The 19,861-nt window shown below is 35.5% G+C and carries 20 protein-coding genes; 6 read left to right on the top strand and 14 right to left on the bottom strand.

From position 1 onward, the window contains the following. Window positions 1–22 precede the first annotated feature (22 nt). The 8 genes from IE155_RS04340 to lrp form a co-directional block, all read right to left on the bottom strand. A complete protein-coding gene (locus IE155_RS04340; protein ID WP_189376882.1) occupies window positions 23–1,150 on the bottom strand; it encodes a M14 family metallopeptidase in 1,128 nt (375 codons plus the stop codon). Between the two features lie 66 nt (window positions 1,151–1,216). Next, window positions 1,217–1,648, bottom strand: a complete 432-nt coding sequence (locus tag IE155_RS04335; protein ID WP_229817027.1) for a TlpA family protein disulfide reductase — start codon at window positions 1,646–1,648, stop codon at window positions 1,217–1,219. Window positions 1,649–1,823: 175 nt separating this feature from the next. Next, entirely contained in the window at window positions 1,824–3,110 is a 1,287-nt protein-coding gene (gene serS, locus IE155_RS04330; protein WP_189376881.1) for a serine--tRNA ligase, read from the bottom strand. A 92-nt stretch (window positions 3,111–3,202) separates the two neighbouring features. Continuing rightward, window positions 3,203–3,604: a fluoride efflux transporter CrcB gene (gene crcB, locus IE155_RS04325; protein WP_189376880.1), complete on the bottom strand. Its 402-nt coding sequence runs from the start codon at window positions 3,602–3,604 to the stop codon at window positions 3,203–3,205. Further along, window positions 3,585–4,967, bottom strand: a complete 1,383-nt coding sequence (locus IE155_RS04320; protein WP_189376879.1) for a replication-associated recombination protein A — start codon at window positions 4,965–4,967, stop codon at window positions 3,585–3,587. The genes crcB and IE155_RS04320 overlap by 20 nt, the downstream gene beginning before the upstream one ends. Continuing rightward, window positions 4,954–5,655: an outer membrane lipoprotein periplasmic chaperone LolA gene (lolA, locus tag IE155_RS04315; protein ID WP_189376878.1), complete on the bottom strand. Its 702-nt coding sequence runs from the start codon at window positions 5,653–5,655 to the stop codon at window positions 4,954–4,956. Before lolA ends, IE155_RS04320 begins: the two co-directional genes overlap by 14 nt. A 1-nt stretch (window position 5,656) precedes the next feature. Continuing rightward, window positions 5,657–8,155: a DNA translocase FtsK gene (locus IE155_RS04310; RefSeq protein WP_268245237.1), complete on the bottom strand. Its 2,499-nt coding sequence runs from the start codon at window positions 8,153–8,155 to the stop codon at window positions 5,657–5,659. Between the two features lie 71 nt (window positions 8,156–8,226). After that, a complete protein-coding gene (gene lrp, locus IE155_RS04305; RefSeq protein WP_189376877.1) occupies window positions 8,227–8,709 on the bottom strand; it encodes a leucine-responsive transcriptional regulator Lrp in 483 nt (160 codons plus the stop codon). A gap of 133 nt (window positions 8,710–8,842) precedes the next feature. Between lrp and ald the strand changes: the two genes are divergently transcribed. From ald to infA, 5 genes are all read left to right on the top strand, one after another. Beyond that, window positions 8,843–9,964, top strand: a complete 1,122-nt coding sequence (ald, locus tag IE155_RS04300; protein ID WP_189376876.1) for an alanine dehydrogenase — start codon at window positions 8,843–8,845, stop codon at window positions 9,962–9,964. A gap of 214 nt (window positions 9,965–10,178) precedes the next feature. Continuing rightward, the gene (gene trxB / locus IE155_RS04295; RefSeq protein ID WP_189376875.1) at window positions 10,179–11,132 is read left to right on the top strand and encodes a thioredoxin-disulfide reductase; all 954 of its coding nucleotides are present in this window, start codon (window positions 10,179–10,181) and stop codon (window positions 11,130–11,132) included. A 6-nt stretch (window positions 11,133–11,138) separates the two neighbouring features. Then, entirely contained in the window at window positions 11,139–11,867 is a 729-nt protein-coding gene (gene aat / locus IE155_RS04290) for a leucyl/phenylalanyl-tRNA--protein transferase (RefSeq protein WP_189376874.1), read from the top strand. A 36-nt stretch (window positions 11,868–11,903) separates the two neighbouring features. Then, window positions 11,904–12,608 (top strand): arginyltransferase, encoded by a 705-nt coding sequence (locus IE155_RS04285; RefSeq protein ID WP_189376873.1) that lies wholly within the window; start codon window positions 11,904–11,906, stop codon window positions 12,606–12,608. An 83-nt stretch (window positions 12,609–12,691) separates the two neighbouring features. Beyond that, a complete protein-coding gene (infA, locus tag IE155_RS04280) occupies window positions 12,692–12,910 on the top strand; it encodes a translation initiation factor IF-1 (RefSeq protein WP_011043571.1) in 219 nt (72 codons plus the stop codon). Window positions 12,911–12,974: 64 nt separating this feature from the next. On the opposite strand, the gene clpA is transcribed toward infA, so the two are convergent. Both clpA and clpS read right to left on the bottom strand, forming a co-directional pair. Next, a complete protein-coding gene (clpA, locus tag IE155_RS04275; RefSeq protein ID WP_189376872.1) occupies window positions 12,975–15,230 on the bottom strand; it encodes an ATP-dependent Clp protease ATP-binding subunit ClpA in 2,256 nt (751 codons plus the stop codon). Between the two features lie 29 nt (window positions 15,231–15,259). Then, window positions 15,260–15,580 carry an ATP-dependent Clp protease adapter ClpS gene (gene clpS / locus IE155_RS04270; RefSeq protein ID WP_189376871.1) on the bottom strand — a complete coding sequence of 107 codons (321 nt, stop codon included), beginning with the start codon at window positions 15,578–15,580 and terminating at the stop codon, window positions 15,260–15,262. A gap of 225 nt (window positions 15,581–15,805) precedes the next feature. Between clpS and cspD the strand changes: the two genes are divergently transcribed. Further along, window positions 15,806–16,021, top strand: a complete 216-nt coding sequence (gene cspD, locus IE155_RS04265; protein WP_189376870.1) for a cold shock domain-containing protein CspD — start codon at window positions 15,806–15,808, stop codon at window positions 16,019–16,021. A gap of 112 nt (window positions 16,022–16,133) precedes the next feature. On the opposite strand, the gene icd is transcribed toward cspD, so the two are convergent. The 4 genes from icd to IE155_RS04245 all read right to left on the bottom strand — a co-directional run bounded on the left by icd (window position 16,134) and on the right by IE155_RS04245 (window position 19,786). Beyond that, window positions 16,134–17,384 (bottom strand): NADP-dependent isocitrate dehydrogenase, encoded by a 1,251-nt coding sequence (gene icd / locus IE155_RS04260; protein WP_229817025.1) that lies wholly within the window; start codon window positions 17,382–17,384, stop codon window positions 16,134–16,136. Window positions 17,385–17,637: 253 nt separating this feature from the next. Then, window positions 17,638–18,075: a universal stress protein gene (locus tag IE155_RS04255; protein WP_189376869.1), complete on the bottom strand. Its 438-nt coding sequence runs from the start codon at window positions 18,073–18,075 to the stop codon at window positions 17,638–17,640. 156 nt (window positions 18,076–18,231) lie between these two features. Then, entirely contained in the window at window positions 18,232–18,462 is a 231-nt protein-coding gene (locus tag IE155_RS04250; RefSeq protein WP_189376868.1) for a hypothetical protein, read from the bottom strand. 109 nt (window positions 18,463–18,571) lie between these two features. Then, window positions 18,572–19,786 (bottom strand): EAL and HDOD domain-containing protein, encoded by a 1,215-nt coding sequence (locus IE155_RS04245; RefSeq protein WP_189376867.1) that lies wholly within the window; start codon window positions 19,784–19,786, stop codon window positions 18,572–18,574. Window positions 19,787–19,861: the final 75 nt, after the last annotated feature.

The following is a 19,861-nucleotide window of genomic DNA, read 5'->3' as shown; positions in this document are numbered from 1 at the left end:
TATTGCTAATTTCTAAGTTTACTTATCTTAAGTCGTCGACTACGTGATATATTGCAGTCAAAAAGTCTCTTCCAAAAAGACTACTTCGATTATCAGACCAACCTACACTGTAGTCTGGTAACAATTCATTATCTTTAAACGGCATTTCAACGGTATAAGATAAACACTTAAATTGCTCACCTACCCAATTAGAAGCTAAAGTCAAATTAGCTTTACCTGGTTCATCTTTTTCATAACCTTTTTCATCTTGAAATTCTGGTGTAATTTGCAGCAATATTTTTTTAAATTGTTCTTCTAACGATTTTAGCTTGTCGTTATAAGATGGTATCCCTTCTGATCCTGCAACAAAGTTAACCGGTAAAGCTTCATCGCCGTGAATATCTAAAAACATATCTACGCCTGTTTCTAGCATTTTCTCTCGAACAAAGTAAACTTCAGGACTTTTCTCTAATGTCGGGTTATCCCACTCTCTATTGAGGTTTACACCAACAGCATTAGTTCTTAAATGTCCTCTAACTGATCCATCGGGATTCATGTTAGGCACAACATAAAAAACAGCTTTATTTAATAAAGCACGTGCCGCACCATCGTCTTCATCGAGTAATCGATCAAGAAAGCCTTCCATAAACCATTCAGCCATGGTTTCACCTGGGTGTTGACGTGCAGTTAACCAAATCGTTTTTTTACCTGCGCCTTCTTCACCAATTTTTAATAATGAAATATCACGGCCATCATGAGTTTGACCTAACACTTGTAATTGGCAATCAATATCAAGTTGCGCATTGTGAATTAAGTCTTGATGGCGTTCGTAGCTATAGGGGGCAAAGTAGGCGAAGTAAGTAGAGTCGTAATCAGGGGTAAATTTTATAATTAAGTTTTGTCCGTCAAATTCGGTCGGCACTCTAAACCAATGTTCTCTATCATAAGAAGCAACAGCTTGGTAACCAGGCCAGCCTTCTAAGTAAGCCGACTGTGCTGCATTAGTGATGCTAAGTGTATGTTCTATATGTTCGAGGTTATGTAATTTAAAGTGAAACCATTGGAAATATTCTGATTGATTATCTTTTTTTATTTCTAATTGGATATTATCTGCTTGTTCAGCAGCAACAACATGAATATTGCCACTATCAAAGTTTGACGTTATTTGCATGAAAAGACTTACTTGTTGTTTATTTGAAAATCTAAGTGTACACAATCGTGATTAAGATCAGAAGTATTAAAGTGATCTTAAATAAAGTCCAAACTCTGTAGAATAACCGACAGATTTCGATTTGATGGAATTATGTTCATCAATTACATAATAACTAGGGTAAGCAAATACTTTAAATGCTTGTTTTATTTTTTCATTCCCAAATACAATTGGAAATGTTAATTGGTGCTGTTGTGCAAAGTCTAGTACATCTTGTTTTTCAGTGAAATCTAAGGCAACAGCAATCACATCAAACTGTTCATTTTTTTCGTATAATTTTTGTAAATTATCAATACTTGCATGACAAACGCTACACCAAGGGGCAAAGAAATACAGTACAAGAGTTTTATTGTCAGCGGCTAGTGTTATTTCATCTTCCATCGTTGTTTGCACCATAAATGAAGTATTTATCGTGCTATCAGTAGCTAACATATCGGTAGTTTGAAACCACGACAACAATTGAAAGACTAAAAAAAAGAAAAGAACTTGAAGTGATAAATTTTTTAACAAAAGACTATCCTTGGAAACCTACATCAACTGATAAAGACCCATGAATGACAGAATAAATTCCAAATAAAATAAATGATAGCATCAGTGGCTAGGTAATATTTTCCCTAGCCACTATAGATAACTACTACGAAGCACTAATGTTGGTTAGACCTTTCATATAAGGTTGTAATGCTTTAGGGATATCAACACTACCATCAGCTTGTTGATAATTTTCTAAAATTGCCACTAAGGTACGTCCTACAGCTAAACCAGAACCATTTAATGTATGCAGTAACTCTGTTTGTTTGGTTTCAGCGTTACGATAGCGTGCTTGCATACGACGCGCTTGAAAGTCACCCATGTTAGAACATGAAGATATTTCACGATAAGTATCTTGTGCAGGTAACCACACTTCGATATCAAATGTTTTCGTTGCCCCAAATCCGATATCACCTGTACATAAAATGACTGTACGATATGGTAATTCCAATAATTCTAGTATTTTTTCAGCATGACTTGTTAACTCATCAAGAGCAGTAAAAGAATTCTCAGGTTTTACTACCTGAACCATTTCGACTTTGTCAAATTGATGTTGACGAATTAAACCGCGAATATCTCGACCTGAAGAACCAGCTTCACTACGAAAGCATGGTGTATGAGCACACATTTTGATGGGTAATTCACTTTCTTCAACAATTTCATCACGCAAAAGATTAGTCAAAGGCACTTCTGCTGTTGGAATTAATGAAAGCTGACGATTCGCAAGATCGGTGTGGAATAAATCTTCGCCAAACTTAGGTAACTGACCTGTTCCATATAGCGACTGATGATTAACTAAATAAGGGACATACATTTCTTGATAGCCATGTTGTTCACTATGAACATCAAGCATAAACTGTGAAAGAGCACGGTGGAGTTTAGCTATATGACCACGCATTACAGCAAATCGAGTGCCTGCTAATTTAGCGCCACTTTCAAAATCGATACCTTTATCCAGTGCTAATGCAACATCAACATGATCTTTTATTTCAAAATCAAAAACTCTAGGTGTTCCCCAACGTTTTACTTCAACATTATCGTCTTCTGATCCTCCTTTAGGTACCGATTCATGTAATAGATTAGGAACTGCACTTATAATCGCGTCAATTTTAGCAAGTACTTCATTTTGCTCTTCTTTAGCAGCTTCCAGATCACTGCCTAATTGATTGACTTCAGCAAGTAATGGGGCAATATCTTCACCACGAGCTTTAGCTTGGCCTATCGACTTAGATCGAGTATTACGCTGACTTTGCAATTCTTGGGTTTTTATTTGAATTACTTTACGTTGCTCTTCTAATTGATTGAAAGTATCAATATCTAATATAAAGCCACGTTGCGCTAAATTTTCTGCCACAGCGGCGATATCTGTTCTAAGTTGTTTTGGATCAAGCATGATGAATTATGGTTCTTATATAGTTACTTTTAAAAATTATGACGTATTGTACCAAGAGGTTTATAGCCATGTCACCTCAAGATATAAGTAAGTTACTTATTAAATAATGTCACTAGATACATTCCTATACCACAAGCAAATACACACAGGCTAACATTTAGTAATACGTTTAACATTGCTTTAAGTGACTCGCCTTGCTGCATTAAGAGCAAAGTGTCCATAGAAAATGTTGAAAATGTCGTAAAGGCTCCAAGAAAACCTATTCCTATTAAAGTTCGATAAACACTAACTTCAATTATTCCTTGTTCAATTAAACCATAAAGCGCCCCCATTATCAGAGAGCCAAAAACATTAACAGCCAAGGTGGCAAAAGGAAAACCTTTTCCTAACCAGTTAAAAATTAATTGGGAAAAAAAATACCTTAAACTTGCACCACAAGCTCCACCTATAGCAATTGATATATAAAGACTAAAATTACTTATAGCGTTGTTCATTACTTTGCCTGTTTAAATTAGCTAAATATTGTTGTTTTTCTTTTAATTGTTTCTCTAAACCGCGATCAGTTGGGTGATATAAATGTGTGTTGGCAATTTCTTGGGGGAAGTAACATTCGCCTGCAGCAAAAGCATTTACCTCATCATGAGCATAGCGATAACTTGTACCATGACCTAGCTCTTTAGTAATTTCACTGGTTGAATTTTTCAAGTGCTCTGGAACATCCAATTCACTTGTTTCTCTAGCAAGTGCTTTTGCTTGGTTGAAAGCAGTATATACAGCATTACTTTTAGGTGCTAATGCCATATAAACACAGGCTTGAGCAATTGCCCTTTCACCTTCACTCGGGCCAACACGTTGAAAAGTATCCCATGCATTAATGGCGAGTTGCATAGCTCTTGGATCCGCATTACCTATGTCTTCACTAGCAATAGCTAAAAGACGTCTAGCAACATAAAGCGCATCACCGCCAGAAGTAATAATTCGGGCATACCAATAAAGTGCAGCATCGGGATCAGAGCCCCTTACCGATTTATGAAAAGCACTAATCATGTCATAATAGGCATCTCCCCCTTTATCATATAAGGCGATTTTATTACCTGCAACTTGAGTAACTAGTTCAAGCGTGATGGTTTTGTTATTTTCAATATTTGGTACAACATCAATACAATTTTCCAACAAGTTAAGTAAGCGTCTAGCATCACCGTTTGCTCTTTTTAATAAGCTTTGTTGGGCATCTTTTTCAAGTGTTAAGTTAACTTGATGAAATGAACGTTGTTGCTCTATCGCTCTTAATAATACTTGAGTTAAGTCTTGATTAGTCAGCTTTTTTAATGTGTAAACTCTTGCTCGAGATAATAAAGCTTTATTAAGCTCAAAAGCAGGATTTTCTGTAGTAGCGCCAATAAAAATAATGCTGCCATCTTCTATATGCGGTAAAAAAGCATCTTGTTGGCTTTTATTGAAACGATGGACTTCATCTACAAATAATACAGTACGTCGATGGTTTAGTTTTAAGCGATGTTTTGCATTATCGATGGCCAGTCTTATTTCTTTAATACCTGAAGTTACAGCGGACACTCTTTCAATTTCGGCGTCTGCTTGGTTAGCGATTATTTCAGCTAATGTCGTTTTTCCAGTGCCGGGTGGCCCCCAAAAGATAACAGAATGACACTGCCCTTGCTCTATAGACACCCTTAAAGGCATTCCCTTTCCTAAAATATGTTGTTGACCAACATAATTATTAAGGTTTTCTGGTCGCATTTGAGCGGCAAGCGGGCTGGAAATTTTAGATGGATCTTTTTCTGAGGTTATAGATTCATATGAATCACCAAAATCTAATGAACCGTTAACGTTGGTCATCTAACATAACGCCTTCGGGTATGACAAAATCGAATAGTGAATTATCAGGTTTAGTGGTGAAATCAATATTTAACAAATGAATATGACTTATTTGGCCGGTACTGTCTAATATTGATAATTGACTTATCTTTTCATTTTCAAATGTTAAGGTTAATGATTTAATTTGGCTGTCTACTGTAAGAGATTTAATAAGGTATTGCCCTTCTTTATTTTGGCTAACTTGAAAGTTATTCCATAAAGACGGATCTTCACTCGTTAAAAGTAATACTGGGGTATTCGCAATTGATTTTACAAAAGAATATATACTCACCTGTTCAATAAATGGATCATAAAACCATAAGTTTTTACCATTAGACACGATTAACGTTTCATCAGGTTCAGTCGTGTGCCAATTAACCAAGTCAGGCTTGCTAATTGCAATTGTACCTTTACCTTTTTGTAAAGTTTCACCGAGATCACTAACAACAGTTTGAGAAAACTCTGCATTAATATATTGAATTTGGCTAAGTTTAGCCATTAAGTCTGCTTTTATATTGTGTGTTTGCCCACTTAACTTTACTTGAGATTCGATCTTAGTTTCTGCAATTGAACTTGGTATAAAACCCACTGAAAAAGTAGCCGAAAATATAAACGAGAATGTCAGTTTAGAAAAACTATTATTGCGACATAAAAAAGAATTGATCTTCATTTTATTCCTTAATTGGTGGTGGCGCGAGGACTTCCCTAGCGCCATTATTACCCGGTGTGGTTACGACACCTTGCATTTCCATTTGTTCAACAATACGAGCAGCACGATTATAACCAATACGAAATTTTCGTTGAATACTTGAAATTGAAACTCGTCTTGTTTCAGTGACAAACTGTAAAGCTTCATCATAAATAGTATCTAAATCGGAGTCTTCACCCTCAGCAGTTTCACCAGGTAATAAAATATCTTGATCATTTTCGCCTGAAAGAATTTCTTCTACGTAGTTTGGTTCGCCGCGAGACTTCCAATCCTTAACTACAGCATGCACTTCATGATCGTCGACAAAAGCACCATGAACACGAGTTGGTAAACCAGAACCCGGTGGTAAATAAAACATATCACCATAACCAAGAAGTTGTTCAGCACCTTGCTGATCTAAAATAGTACGAGAATCAATTCGAGAAGACACTTGAAGCGCCATTCTCGTTGGGATGTTTGCTTTAATTAATCCCGTTATTACATCAACTGATGGTCGTTGGGTTGCTAAAATGAGATGAATACCAGCAGCTCGGGCTTTTTGTGCAATACGAGCAATTAATTCTTCAACTTTTTTGCCAACAATCATCATCATATCAGCAAACTCATCAACAACAACAACAATGCTTGGGAGTTTTTCAAGTAATGGTGGAGTTTGATCTAAACCACTAGAAGGTTGCCACAATGGGTCAATAAGAGGCTCTCCATCGGCTATAGCATTAGCAATTTTGACATTATATCCTTTTAAGTTTCTTACCCCTAAAGCTGACATCACTTTATAGCGCCTTTCCATTTCACCAACACACCAACGTAGTGCATTAGAAGCTTCTTTCATGTCAGTGACAACTTCAGAAAGTAAATGCGGGATGCCTTCATACACAGATAGTTCTAACATTTTAGGGTCTATCATGATCATGCGGACATCTTCAGGGGTAGATTTGTAAAGCAAGCTTAAAATCATGGTATTAATAGCTACTGATTTACCCGAGCCAGTAGTACCAGCTACTAACAAATGTGGCATTTTAGCTAAATCAACAACGACAGGTTCACCTGCAATGTCCTGCCCTATTGCCATTGTCAGAGATGATGATGCTTGCTCAAATTTTTCACTGGCAAGTACATCTTTTAAATAAACGATTTCACGATGCTTATTTGGTAATTCTAGGCCGATCACAGACTTTCCAGGTATAACTTCAACTACTCTTACTGCTTTAGCAGATAATGAACGAGCTAAATCTTTTGAAAGGCCTGTAATTTTGCTCACTTTGATTCCGGGTGCAAGATCAAGTTCAAAACGAGTGATAACAGGGCCTGGATATACACCAACTACATCAGCTTGAACACCAAACTCAGCTAATTTAGCTTCAACTAAACGGCTAACTTGAGATAATTGCTCTTCATCAATTGGATGTTCCGCTTTATCTGGGCGGTCAAGTAAGTCGATTGAAGGCATTACAAACTCTTCATTTGTCTCTAGTTTAACTGCGGGCTTTTTACTCGGCGCTTGTACAACATCTATTTTTTCAACATGTTCAAAAGCGGCATTAATTTCATCGTCGCTAACATGTTCTTGTACATTAATAGCTAATGGCTCTCCCATTAAATCATCAATATTAATGAAAGGCTCAATATCATCATCTTTTTGAAATGGACTGTCATTTTTACTGGTGGATATAATATTACTATCTTGTTGTGGACTTAAGGATGAAAAAGCTTGATGAACATCTTGTTGGTCTACATCAGCAACTTTACCCGCTAATGGTGATGTTGAAAGTAGCTCTTTATTTATTTTAGATTGTTTACCTTGGTGCTCATCAATATTTGAATTTGAGCTCGGTCGACTATCGAATTTCGCTTTTATCCATTCTGGAAATTCGGCGGTTTTTAAAGCAAGGTTGATTGTTTTCTCGCCTAAACAGTCTATTAACTTTAATAAAGATATTCCTGTTACTAACACGAAACCAGATAAAACAAAGGTTAAGAACAGTAAGGTGCTACCTACAAATGAAAAGTACGGTACAACAGCATTACTTAATACATCACCTAAAATACCACCGGCTGAAAAATAAAAAATATCATCAAAATTCATACTTGAAATAGATGTTATTCCCATATAAAACATGATGAAGCCAATAAACTTCAAACCTAAGGTTAAATAATCAAGCTGTACTAATTTGTAATATTTTTGAAATAATAACCAACCTATCATTGCGATGACAAAAGGCAAGGTATAAGCCACTACTCCGAATATGTTAAGTAACATATCAGAAATATAAGCACCAACAGCACCACCTAAATTGCGTACGGGGGTTTGATAACCTGTTTGTGACCAACCGGGATCAGCGGCGTCAAAACTGAATAAAGCTAGCATTATATACATAGCTAAAACACATGAAACAAGAAGGCCTGCTTCAAGTAATCGCTGTACACCATTAAGTTTTATGGGAGAAGGAATATCAGACAAAGTGTCACCGAATATAAGTTTTTAATATAATTATGTGTAAAATACCAAACAATACCATGCAATTAAATGCTTTAACGTTTAATTGGTAATATATTTAACGATTTTACTTCTTCCATGACAACATACGTTCTACTTTCACTCACTGCAGGTAGTCGTAAAAGTGTATCACCAAGTAAATTTCGATAAGCGGCCATGTCAGCTACTCTAGTTTTTAATAAAAAATCAAAATCGCCTGAAACTAAATGGCATTCTTGAATCACTTCAAGATCGTGTACCGCCTTTGAAAAATCATCAAACACGTCAGGGCTGGTTTTAGTTAATGTTATTTCTACTATAACTAATAGCGCCGCATCAAGCAGCTCTGGGTTTAAAATAGCTTGGTAACCTAAGATATACTTGTCATGCTCGAGTCTTTTTACACGCTCTAAACAAGGTGTCGGACTAAGCCCTACTTTTTTAGATAACTGAACATTAGAAAGCTTCGCATTTTTTTGCAGTTCTACTAAAATATTACGATCGATCCGATCTAACTTTTTATTAGAATGACTACTCACTTTATAAAATACCGAATAAATAGGGTTATGCAGAATAATATATCGTAAATTTACAATATACGATAGGTTAATCCGTAAAAATTTAATTATACTAGCCGCAAATATTACAACAACAAATTAATAGAGATTATTTATGATTATTGGTGTACCTAAAGAAATTAAAAACCACGAATATCGCATAGGCTTAACCCCTGCAGGTGTTAAAGAATTAATTGTTAATGGCCATGAAGTTATTGTTGAAAATAATGGCGGTGCAGCTATTGGCTTTGATAATGAACAATATATCGCAGCTGGAGCTAAAATTATTGATACGGCTGCAGAAATTTTTGCAACTGCAGACATGATCATCAAAGTAAAAGAGCCTCAACCAAATGAATGTAAAATGCTTCGCCCAGGTCAAGTATTGTTCACATACTTACATTTGGCTCCTGATCCTAAGCAAACAGAATTATTGGTTGCTTCTGGTGCAACATGTATCGCTTACGAGACAGTCACTAGTGCTACAGGTGGTTTGCCATTATTAGCGCCTATGTCTGAAGTTGCCGGACGTATGTCGATACAAGCAGGAGCACACGCTTTAGAAAAAGCACAAGGTGGCCTAGGCGCATTATTAGGTGGTGTGCCTGGTGTTGCTCCAGCGAAGGTATTAATCGTTGGTGGTGGCGTTGTTGGAACTCAAGCCGCTAGAATGGCAGTTGGCATGGGTGCTGATGTTACTATTCTAGATCGTTCATTACCGCGTTTACGTCAATTAGACACTGAGTTTGATGGGCGTTTAAAAACAGTTTATTCAACGGCCGATGCAATGGACCAGTTAATTGTAGATGCAGACCTTGTCATTGGTGCGGTACTAATTCCTGGTGCAGCAGCACCAAAGTTAGTAACCAAAGAACATATCAAGATGATGAAGAAAGGTTCTGTTATTGTTGATGTTGCTATAGATCAAGGCGGTTGTTTTGAAACATCTAAAGCAACAACACACCAAGATCCTACGTATGTAGTTGATGATGTAGTGCACTATTGTGTTGCCAACATGCCAGGTGGTGTTGCAAGAACTTCAACACTTGCATTGACTAACGCTACAATGCCTTTTGCTGTAACACTTGCAAATAAAGGGGCTAAACAAGCAATGCTTGATGATGTGCATTTACTCAATGGTTTAAATGTTTTAGGTGGTAAAATTACCTATAAGCCAGTAGCTGATGTTTTAGGTTACGAATATATTGAACCATCTGCTGCAGTAGCAACTTTGTAATTCCTTAATATATTGCTTAAAGCCGTTGTCAGTGACAACGGCTTTTTTTATGGACTATTAAGCTTATTTTATATTTTCCCGTAAAAATATTTGTGCAAAATAAACATTTCATTGATCTTTTTAATTAAAAGTTATTTTACCCTCTTGAGTTTATTGCTTAGAATCCCAATCAAGTAGATATATACATTATCATTTTCTTACTTTGGAGTAATTCATGAGCGAAGCAAGACATTGCCCGTTACTCATTTTGGGCTCAGGCCCTGCTGGTTATACAGCAGCTGTATACGCAGCCCGCGCAAACTTATCACCTGTAATGATCACAGGCATGCAACAAGGTGGTCAGTTGACTACTACCACTGAAGTTGAAAACTGGCCTGGCGATGCAGATGATCTTACGGGTCCCGCTTTAATGGAACGCATGCAAAAGCATGCTGAAAAATTTGATACAGAAATAATTTTTGATCATATTGAATCTGTTGATTTCTCACAACGCCCATTCAAACTAAATGGTAGTAGTGAATACACCTGTGATGCATTAATTATTTGTACAGGAGCATCAGCACAATATATTGGCTTACCTTCCGAAGAAGCTTTCATGGGTAAAGGTGTTTCAGCCTGCGCAACGTGTGATGGGTTTTTCTATCGCAACCAAAAAGTAGCTGTTGTCGGTGGTGGCAATACTGCTGTTGAAGAAGCGCTTTATTTATCAAATATTGCTTCTGAAGTACATTTAATTCATCGTCGTGATACTTTCCGTAGTGAAAAAATATTAACGGATAGACTCATGGATAAAGTTGCTAATGGTAATATTATTCTGCATTTAGATCGTACATTAGATGAAGTACTTGGCGACAATATGGGAGTAACAGGCTTACGTTTAAAAGAAACCAACTCTGATGCTACAGAAGAGCTTGACGTTAGCGGTGTATTTATCGCAATCGGCCATAAACCTAATACTGACATATTTAAAGATCAACTTGATATGAAAGATGGTTATTTAACTATTCAAAGTGGTACTAATGGTAATGCGACACAAACAAGTGTTGAAGGTGTTTTTGCCGCAGGTGATGTTGCAGATCATATTTATCGTCAAGCGATTACCTCTGCTGGTGCTGGTTGCATGGCAGCATTAGATGCTGAGCGTTATTTAGACGCCAAAAAGTCTTAATATTTTATGACACAGACTGTCCAATGGTTACAACAGGAAAGTCTGGAATTCCCCTCTCATCATAGTGCGTTATCCGAACCCAACGGATTACTGGCTATCGGAGGGGATTTATCCCTTAAGAGACTCATCAAAGCATATTCTCTCGGTATTTTCCCTTGGTACAATGAAACGCAACCTATTTTGTGGTGGTGCCCAACGCCTCGAGCAATCATTCCAACTGATCAGTTTATTATTAATAAATCAACCAGGAAGTTTTTAAAAAAAACTGCTTTTTCTGTTTCAATTAATTGTGAATTTGAACAAGTTATTAATAATTGTGCTGCCGCCCCATTTAGAAAAGAAGGTACATGGATTAGTAAAGAAATGAAGCAAGCTTATATTAATTTGCATAATGCAGGCTATGCTCAATCGATTGAAATTTGGTCTGATAATACGCTAGTCGGCGGCTTGTATGGTATTGCAATTAATGGCTATTTTTCCGGTGAATCAATGTTTTATATAAAAGACAATGCTTCAAAATTAGCCTTGTTTTCATTGAATCAATTGCTAAAATCTAATGGTATTAAGTTTATAGATTGCCAAATTGAAAACCCTTTTCTTAATTCAATGGGTTGTATAGAAATACCCAGAACAACTTTTATCTCTATGAAAGACAATGCCATTTCAAGTGAAGTTCATAAGCATTTATGGCAGCCTAGACATTTAAACATTGATGAACTTGGCTATAACATCTAATTACTTTAAGAAGGTTAAACAAGCTAAAACGTTCACATGACAGAAAAAAATTATGAATTAGGTATAACTCAAAGCTTTCCTTGCAATTATTTACCTGAACAACAAGAACGTTTACTTGTTGCTACAGATCCTTTGCTGCAAAACAGTGAAAAGTATTCTTGGTTAATGACACAAGGTTTTCGCCGTAGTGGTGACCAAATATATAGACCTCATTGTTTAAGTTGCCAAGCGTGTATGTCATTAAGAGTGTTGGTTAATGATTTTGTAGCGTCTAAAAGTCAAAAGCGTGTATTAAAGAAAAATAAATTATTATCAACTAGGCTTTCTAACAAGCTACATGATGATTATTATCCGTTATTTGAGCAATATATTAATCAATTGCATAATGATGGCAGCATGTACCCCGCTAATTATCAACAGTTTAAAAGCTTCTTATCAAGTGACCTAACCGAACAATTATTTATAGAAATATACTATGAAGAACAATTAGTTGCTGTTGCAGTAACCGATGTTTTACTTGATTCACTTTCCGCTGTTTATACCTTTTATCACCCTGAGTTTTCATCATCAAGTCTTGGTGTTTTTGCAATTCTGACCCAAATTACAATTAGCCGTGAACTAGGCAAAAAATATTTGTATTTAGGCTATCAAATTAAAGAATGTAAAAAGATGAACTATAAAGATCGGTATTATCCTCACCAAATTTTGCAAGATAATTGTTGGCAAACAATAAATAAATAGCCTGATTACTTTACTTTAGCCGAACATTTGGGCATGATCTGCGCAGTTTTTATTTATGCACACTTATAGAGGTATAACGCCCAATGGCGAAAGAAGAAAATATTGAAATGCAAGGTACGGTTTTAGATACCTTACCAAATACTATGTTTCGTGTTGAATTAGAAAATGGACACGTTGTTACTGCTCATATTTCAGGTAAAATGCGAAAAAACTACATTCGTATATTAACCGGCGATAAAGTGACGGTTGAATTAACACCGTATGATTTATCCAAAGGCCGTATTATTTTCCGTGCTAGATAAAAAATTAACCTAAAATAAAAACCTGCTATTAAGCAGGTTTTTATATTTATAGAACATTATAATGTTAGTGTTCTACTAATTCCTTTTTATTTTCACATGTTAAAACAAGTTTATCCTTTTTAACTGATATTTTTGCTACGCCACCGTTTTTCAAATCACCAAAGAGCAATTCATTGGCTAAAGGTTTTTTCAATTGTTCTTGAATAAGTCTAGCCATTGGGCGAGCGCCCATAGCTTTATCATAGCCATTAGTGGCTAACCACTTCTTAGCATCTTTTGATAATTCTAAAGATACACCTTTCTCATCAAGAAGAACTTGCAATTCAACGATAAACTTATCAACGACTTGATGAATGACTTCATTACTTAAATGATTAAACCAAACAATGTTATCTAGGCGATTACGAAACTCTGGAGAAAAAACCTTATTAATTTCATCCATTGCATCACTACTATGATCTTGTTGTTTAAAACCAATAGATTGTCTAACGGTTTCAGTAACGCCCGCATTGGTAGTTAACACTAAAGTAATATTCCTAAAATCAGCCTTACGTCCATTATTATCAGTTAATGTGCCATGGTCCATAACCTGTAATAAGATGTTATATACATCAGGATGTGCTTTTTCTATTTCATCTAATAACACAACTGCATGAGGTTGTTTAATGACAGCATCGGTTAACAGGCCTCCTTGTTCATAGCCTACGTATCCAGGAGGAGCACCAATTAATCGACTAACCGCATGCTTTTCCATGTATTCAGACATATCAAAACGAAGTAATTCTACCCCTAACAATTTAGCCAATTGTTGAGTCAATTCTGTTTTACCTACCCCAGTTGGGCCTGCAAATAAAAACGAGCCAATCGGTTTTTGTTCATTTCCTAATCCAGCTCGTGATAAACGGATTACCGAAGAAAGTTCGTCGATTGCTTCATCCTGTCCAAAAACAACTAATTTCAAATTACGATCTAAGGTTTTTAAACTATCTATTTCAGAACTTGATACGGATTTTTCTGGTATACGTGCCATTTTAGCAACAATAGTTTCTATATCTGTATTGTTTATCACCTTTTTACGTTTAGAAGCAGCAACAAGCTGTTGTTTAGCACCTGCTTCGTCTATCACATCAATGGCTTTATCAGGTAAAAATCTCTCATTAATATATTTAGCTGATAGTTGAGCCGCAGCTCGTAATGCTTTATTCGTGTAACGAATACCATGATGTAATTCGTATTTGTCTTTCAAACCAATTAAGATTTTAGTGGTATCGTCAACACTAGGTTCAACAATATCTATCTTTTGAAAACGACGCGCTAATGCTCGGTCTTTTTCAAAAATACTTTGATATTCTTGATATGTAGTCGAACCAAGGCAACGAAGTTTACCTGATGATAATAACGGCTTAATTAAATTAGATGCATCCATCATCCCGCCAGAGGCTGCACCTGCCCCAATGATGGTATGAATCTCATCAATAAATAAAATAGCATTCCCTTCTTCCTCTAGCTCTTTTAATAACGCCTTAAAGCGTTTCTCAAAATCACCGCGATATTTGGTACCTGCAAGTAAGGCTCCCATATCTAACGAATATATAGTCGTATCAGCTAAAAACTCAGGGACTTTATCAGAGATAATTAAATTTGCTAACCCTTCTGCTATTGCAGTTTTACCTACACCAGCTTCCCCTACAAATAGTGGATTATTTTTTCTGCGACGGCTCAGCACTTGTAATGTTCTTTCTAATTCCTCATCTCGGCCGATAAGCGGATCAATTTTGCCTTTTATTGCCTCTTCATTAAGATTAGTGGCAAAATTTTCAACTGTACGAGGTTCCTCTTCTACTTGTGGTGAAACATCGTCATGTGTTGCGCCGTCTTGACGTTCAATTTTAGCAATGCCATGAGAAATATAATTAACTATATCCAATCGACTGATATCTGATTTTTTCAAAAAGTAGGCAGCCTGTGATTCTTGCTCACTAAAGATAGCCACTAAGACATTAGCACCATTGACTTCATTTTTGCCGGATGATTGAACATGAAATACAGCGCGCTGTAATACCCTTTGAAAACCTAATGTCGGTTGTGTTTCTCTTTCTGCTTCACCTTCAGGTATAACAGGCGTTGTTTCACTTATAAAACCAAGTAATTCTTTTCTAATTTTAGCCATATCAGCGCCACATGCTTTCAGCGCATCAATAGATGATGGGTTATCGAGTAAAGCAAGTAATAAGTGCTCTACAGTCATAAACTCATGACGTGACTCTTTAGCCTGACGAAATGCCATATTAAGTGAAACTTCTAAATCTTTGTTCAACATAGGCTACTCCAACTATAAACCTTTTGAAATTACGCTTTTTCCATCATACACTTTAACGGGTGCTGATTCTCTAGGGCGAAATTACTAACTTGACTAACTTTTGTTTCTGCAACTTCTGCAGTATATGTGCCACAACGAGCTTTACCTTTATAATGAATGTCTAGCATAACATCTGTTGCTTGTTCTTCACTCATACCAAAAAATTTACGTAAAACCTCAATGACAAAATCCATTGGTGTATAATCATCATTAAGTAACATAACAATATACATTGGGGGCTTTTGATATTTTTCAATCGTCTCTTCATCAAGAGTTACTTGATTATCGACCAGTTCTTTCCATTTACTCATAATTATATATTAGTATTTACCTGATAATTTTGCTTCATTAAATTTTAAATATATTTTTATTAATTTATTAAAAATATGGTGATTATACTTGACTATTTCAAATATTTATCTACGATTTAGATTGGTGACTAAATTTTAAACACTAAATTTAACTACCAAAAAATAGTTTAATGCTTTTTGGGGAAGCATACCTAAATACCGAGAAATAGAGAAGGAAGTTGAAGTATGGCTCACGGTACAGTGAAGTGGTTTAATAATGCAAAAGGTTTTGGTTTTATTTGTCCTGAAGATGGTGGTGAAGATATCTTTGCTCATTATTCTACCATTCAAATGGATGGCTATCGCACATTAAAAGCCGGACAAGATGTTAATTACGAATTAAACGCAGGTCCTAAAGGACACCATGCGGCAAGTATAACACCTTCTGATATAGATGATTAAGAATAGTTTATTTGCAAATAATAATTCGTTTAAAAATAAATATTCATAAACAAATAACCATGAAAAAAACACAGCAATTGCTGTGTTTTTTATTTCTTATTCTTTAAAAATCTTACATATGTTCAATAATACAATCACCAAACTCAGAACAAGTGACTAAAGTAGCACCTTCCATCAAGCGTTCAAAGTCATAAGTAACTGTTTTTGCTTTAATTGCCCCAGACATACCTTTTAATAATAAATCCGCTGCTTCATACCACCCCATATGACGTAGCATCATTTCAGCTGATAATATTACAGAGCCGGGATTAACTTTATTTAAGCCAGCATATTTTGGTGCAGTTCCATGAGTTGCTTCAAAAATTGCAATTTCTTCGCTAATGTTTGCCCCTGGTGCAATTCCTATTCCCCCGACTTGCGCTGCTAATGCATCCGATAAATAATCACCATTAAGGTTCAATGTTGCAATAACACTATACTCCGCAGGACGAAGCAATACCTGTTGTAACATAGCGTCAGCAATAACATCTTTGATAATAATATCTTTACCCGTTTTAGGATTTGTTATTTTACACCAAGGACCACTGTCCAGAGTAACAGCACCAAATTCTTCTTTGGCAATCTCATACCCCCACTCTTTAAAAGCCCCTTCGGTAAATTTCATGATGTTGCCTTTATGAACCAAAGTCACTGAACTTCTATCATTATCAATTGCATATTGAATAGCTTTTTTAACTAAACGCTGTGTACCTTCCTTTGAAACAGGCTTGATACCTATACCACAATTTTCTTTAAATCGAATATTATTAACCCCCATTTCAGTGATCAAAAACTCTATCAATTTATCCGCTTGTTCAGATCCTGCTTTGTACTCAATACCAGCGTATATATCTTCAGAGTTTTCTCTAAATATCACCATATCAACTTCTTGTGGTTTTTTAACAGGGCTCGGTACGCCAGTAAACCATTGTACTGGACGCTGGCAAACAAATAGATCAAGTACTTGTCGTAAAGCAACATTTAAAGAGCGCATTCCTCCTCCAACAGGAGTCGTTAATGGCCCTTTAATGCCTACTTTGTATTCTTTAAATGCTGTTAAAGTTTCATCCGGAAGCCAAGTCTCACTGTCATAAATTTGTGTAGCTTTTTCTCCTGCAAAAACCTCCATCCATTTAATATTACGCTCTTGTTTATATGCTTTTTCAACGGCAGCATTTACTACAGTTATCATCGTCGGAGTAACGTCAATACCTATTCCGTCACCTTCTATATAGGGAATTATAGGGTTGTTAGGAACAATTAATTTTCCGTTATCTAATTGAATAGCTTTACCATTTGAAGGTATTTTTATGTGCTTATACATAATAGCGGCCTCTTTTATTACGACAATACATAGAACTGGGAGCTCTTATAATGGCGTGTTGAAAAATAGTTTATTTAAGACTAAAGCTAATAGATTAAGTCTAGTAAGACTAATACAGTATTAGTGATAGTCGGCATAAATTCCATGAATAATTAAAACATGCGTTTTAATTGAAATACTAAATCTCTTTTTAAAAAAGACAAAAGGTGACACGAATGATTCACCTACTTTGCTATTTTATTCATTTACCTTTTTAAGGAACTAAGACAATAGGTACACTACTGTAGTGCGCAAGTTTATTAGCAACACTTCCTAAAATTAAATCGACAACGCGAGAGCGACCACGTCGTCCAACAAAAATCATAGTCGCTTTTTGCGCTTTAACATACTGATGAAGCTTTTCAACAGGCTCCCCCCATAAGACCACGCTATGTGTGTTAACGCTTGGTAATGAAGTGCTTTTAATAATTGGCTCAAGTATATTTTTAATAATGTTTTTTTCTTCTTTTTGGTGATTTATACCATCTTGAAATACGCCTCTAGTTGCTAAAGGATTACTATTAAAATCTTCAGAAATATAGACTAGACTGACATCTGCCCCCGTTTTCTCTGCTAATTTTATGGCCCGCTCAACGGCCCTTTTACTCCATTCACTTCCATCTACACCAACAACATATAATTGCTTTGCCATGTACATCTCCAAACTACTATATCTTAATGTGATAAATAGGAAGACTCATCACACTATTCATCTTACCTATAACTTATTTTATTAAATTATTGATAATCTCCTGTTGTGCTAAATCAATAAATAAACTAAAACCGCTATGTATTACTAGCGATATCATCATTTAGTTTTAAATCGTTTCTTACGGCATTGAGTGTCTTTTTTATAGAGCTTTCGTAGTTTTTCTCGGTAGGATTCGCCTTGTTTTACACTATATTTATTGCGCATTTTTTTATTAATGCTTTCAATTTTAGAGGTTATTTTTGCGCAGCTTTTCTTAGTGACTTTAGTTTGTGCGATTGTATTGAAAGAGCAAATACTGAACAGTATGGCTAAAAGTAAATATTTCATATTCATCCTTGAATAATATAAGTATAAATCTTACGTCTTAATTGTTGATTAAAAAGACGTAAGCATAAAGGTTATAACATTATAGTAAAAATATAATATGTAGCTAATTTTAAAAAATGCCTAAATCCTGACACCAGCGACTAGCTGCGACAAACTCACTATGAATAAAGTTAGCATCTATCCCATAGATTTCTGTTAATTTAGTCAGGCTATCACCTTCACCAACAATATAATTAGAAGTTAATACGAGTAACTCCCCTAGTAACCCTTCATGGCTAACTAGCGCTTTAACAATAGGATCAGCAAGCGGCATTGTCTTAACAATATCAGCGATTGGCATACACAAAATAACTTCTATAGCACTCAAAAGCCCAGTAATAAAGGCATAATCACTAACATCACTAAATGCCCCTTGCTTAGCGATCATTGACATTAAACGTGCAGTGATTAGTGCTTGTTTTGAAAGTTCATCTGTTTTTTCAGAAGTTAATTTTGATAACGCTAAAATAGTTACAAACTGTTTTAACTTTTCTTCCCCTAAATATGCAGCAGCTTGTTTTAAAGATGTAATTTCTACACGAGTACTGGTAGCAACATTATTAACCATTTTCAATAAACCAACAGTTAAATTAACATCATGACTTACAATATCAGCAATTGCTGTATAGTTTAACGGCACATTAAATGTTTCACTGATCAAATTCAGCATTTGTGTTTTCATTGGGGCAAGAGTCTGACCTTCGACCATTTCAGGTTCATGGTAAAAATAACCTTGATAATAGTTAAATCCTACTTCTGCCAATGCCTGTAATTGAAAATTGGTTTCAACTTTTTCAGCGGCAAGTTTAATATTGAAAGGCTTTATGCGGCTTACAACAGACAAAACTCTTTTAGGGTTTATTTCTTCAATATTTACTTTAATAATAGATAAATAAGGGAAAAGAACGTCCCATACAGGATCAAGATTGTATTCACTTAATGCTATTTTATAGCCTTGTTCGTAATAAAAACTAATAATTTTTATTAACTTATCTGTCGGTTTTGAATGACCAACTAGCTCGATAACAATTGATTTTTTATCAAACATTAATGGGTACTTATTTACCAAACATTTTTCAGTAAAATTAATAAATGCTAATTTACCCAGACATACTGATTGAATATCACCTTGAAGATGATTTTGAATAATTAATTTTGAGCTTGCGACATCTGGGTCTATTTCTGGGAATTGATTTTTAGGACTATCTCTAAATAATAATTCGTAACCGATTGTATTAGAGTTCCTATCTAAAATAGCTTGCCTTGCAATATAAGTATTATACATCTTATCTAAATTTTTTATTTAAGTCAGAGATAGGTAAAACATAACCATTTATTCAGCAAAAAGATAGACTTTAGC

It is taken from the genome of Thalassotalea profundi (assembly GCF_014653195.1).
GTDB classification, from domain to species: domain Bacteria; phylum Pseudomonadota; class Gammaproteobacteria; order Enterobacterales; family Alteromonadaceae; genus Thalassotalea_B; species Thalassotalea_B profundi.
Note: the sequence above shows the minus strand (reverse complement) of the source record. Positions and strands in the feature narration are given on the sequence as shown.

Bases quoted from the DNA above. Each gene is read 5' to 3' on its own strand.
- IE155_RS04340 (WP_189376882.1), bottom strand. From the start codon at position 1,150: ATGCAAATAACGTCAAACTTTGATAGTGGCAATATTCATGTTGTTGCT.
- serS (WP_189376881.1), bottom strand. From the start codon at position 3,110: ATGCTTGATCCAAAACAACTTAGAACAGATATCGCCGCTGTGGCAGAA.
- crcB (WP_189376880.1), bottom strand. From the start codon at position 3,604: ATGAACAACGCTATAAGTAATTTTAGTCTTTATATATCAATTGCTATA.
- IE155_RS04320 (WP_189376879.1), bottom strand. From the start codon at position 4,967: ATGACCAACGTTAACGGTTCATTAGATTTTGGTGATTCATATGAATCT.
- lolA (WP_189376878.1), bottom strand. From the start codon at position 5,655: ATGAAGATCAATTCTTTTTTATGTCGCAATAATAGTTTTTCTAAACTG.
- ald (WP_189376876.1), top strand. From the start codon at position 8,843: ATGATTATTGGTGTACCTAAAGAAATTAAAAACCACGAATATCGCATA.
- trxB (WP_189376875.1), top strand. From the start codon at position 10,179: ATGAGCGAAGCAAGACATTGCCCGTTACTCATTTTGGGCTCAGGCCCT.
- aat (WP_189376874.1), top strand. From the start codon at position 11,139: ATGACACAGACTGTCCAATGGTTACAACAGGAAAGTCTGGAATTCCCC.
- IE155_RS04285 (WP_189376873.1), top strand. From the start codon at position 11,904: ATGACAGAAAAAAATTATGAATTAGGTATAACTCAAAGCTTTCCTTGC.
- infA (WP_011043571.1), top strand. From the start codon at position 12,692: ATGGCGAAAGAAGAAAATATTGAAATGCAAGGTACGGTTTTAGATACC.
- clpA (WP_189376872.1), bottom strand. From the start codon at position 15,230: ATGTTGAACAAAGATTTAGAAGTTTCACTTAATATGGCATTTCGTCAG.
- clpS (WP_189376871.1), bottom strand. From the start codon at position 15,580: ATGAGTAAATGGAAAGAACTGGTCGATAATCAAGTAACTCTTGATGAA.
- cspD (WP_189376870.1), top strand. From the start codon at position 15,806: ATGGCTCACGGTACAGTGAAGTGGTTTAATAATGCAAAAGGTTTTGGT.
- icd (WP_229817025.1), bottom strand. From the start codon at position 17,384: ATGTATAAGCACATAAAAATACCTTCAAATGGTAAAGCTATTCAATTA.
- IE155_RS04255 (WP_189376869.1), bottom strand. From the start codon at position 18,075: ATGGCAAAGCAATTATATGTTGTTGGTGTAGATGGAAGTGAATGGAGT.
- IE155_RS04250 (WP_189376868.1), bottom strand. From the start codon at position 18,462: ATGAAATATTTACTTTTAGCCATACTGTTCAGTATTTGCTCTTTCAAT.
- IE155_RS04245 (WP_189376867.1), bottom strand. From the start codon at position 19,786: ATGTATAATACTTATATTGCAAGGCAAGCTATTTTAGATAGGAACTCT.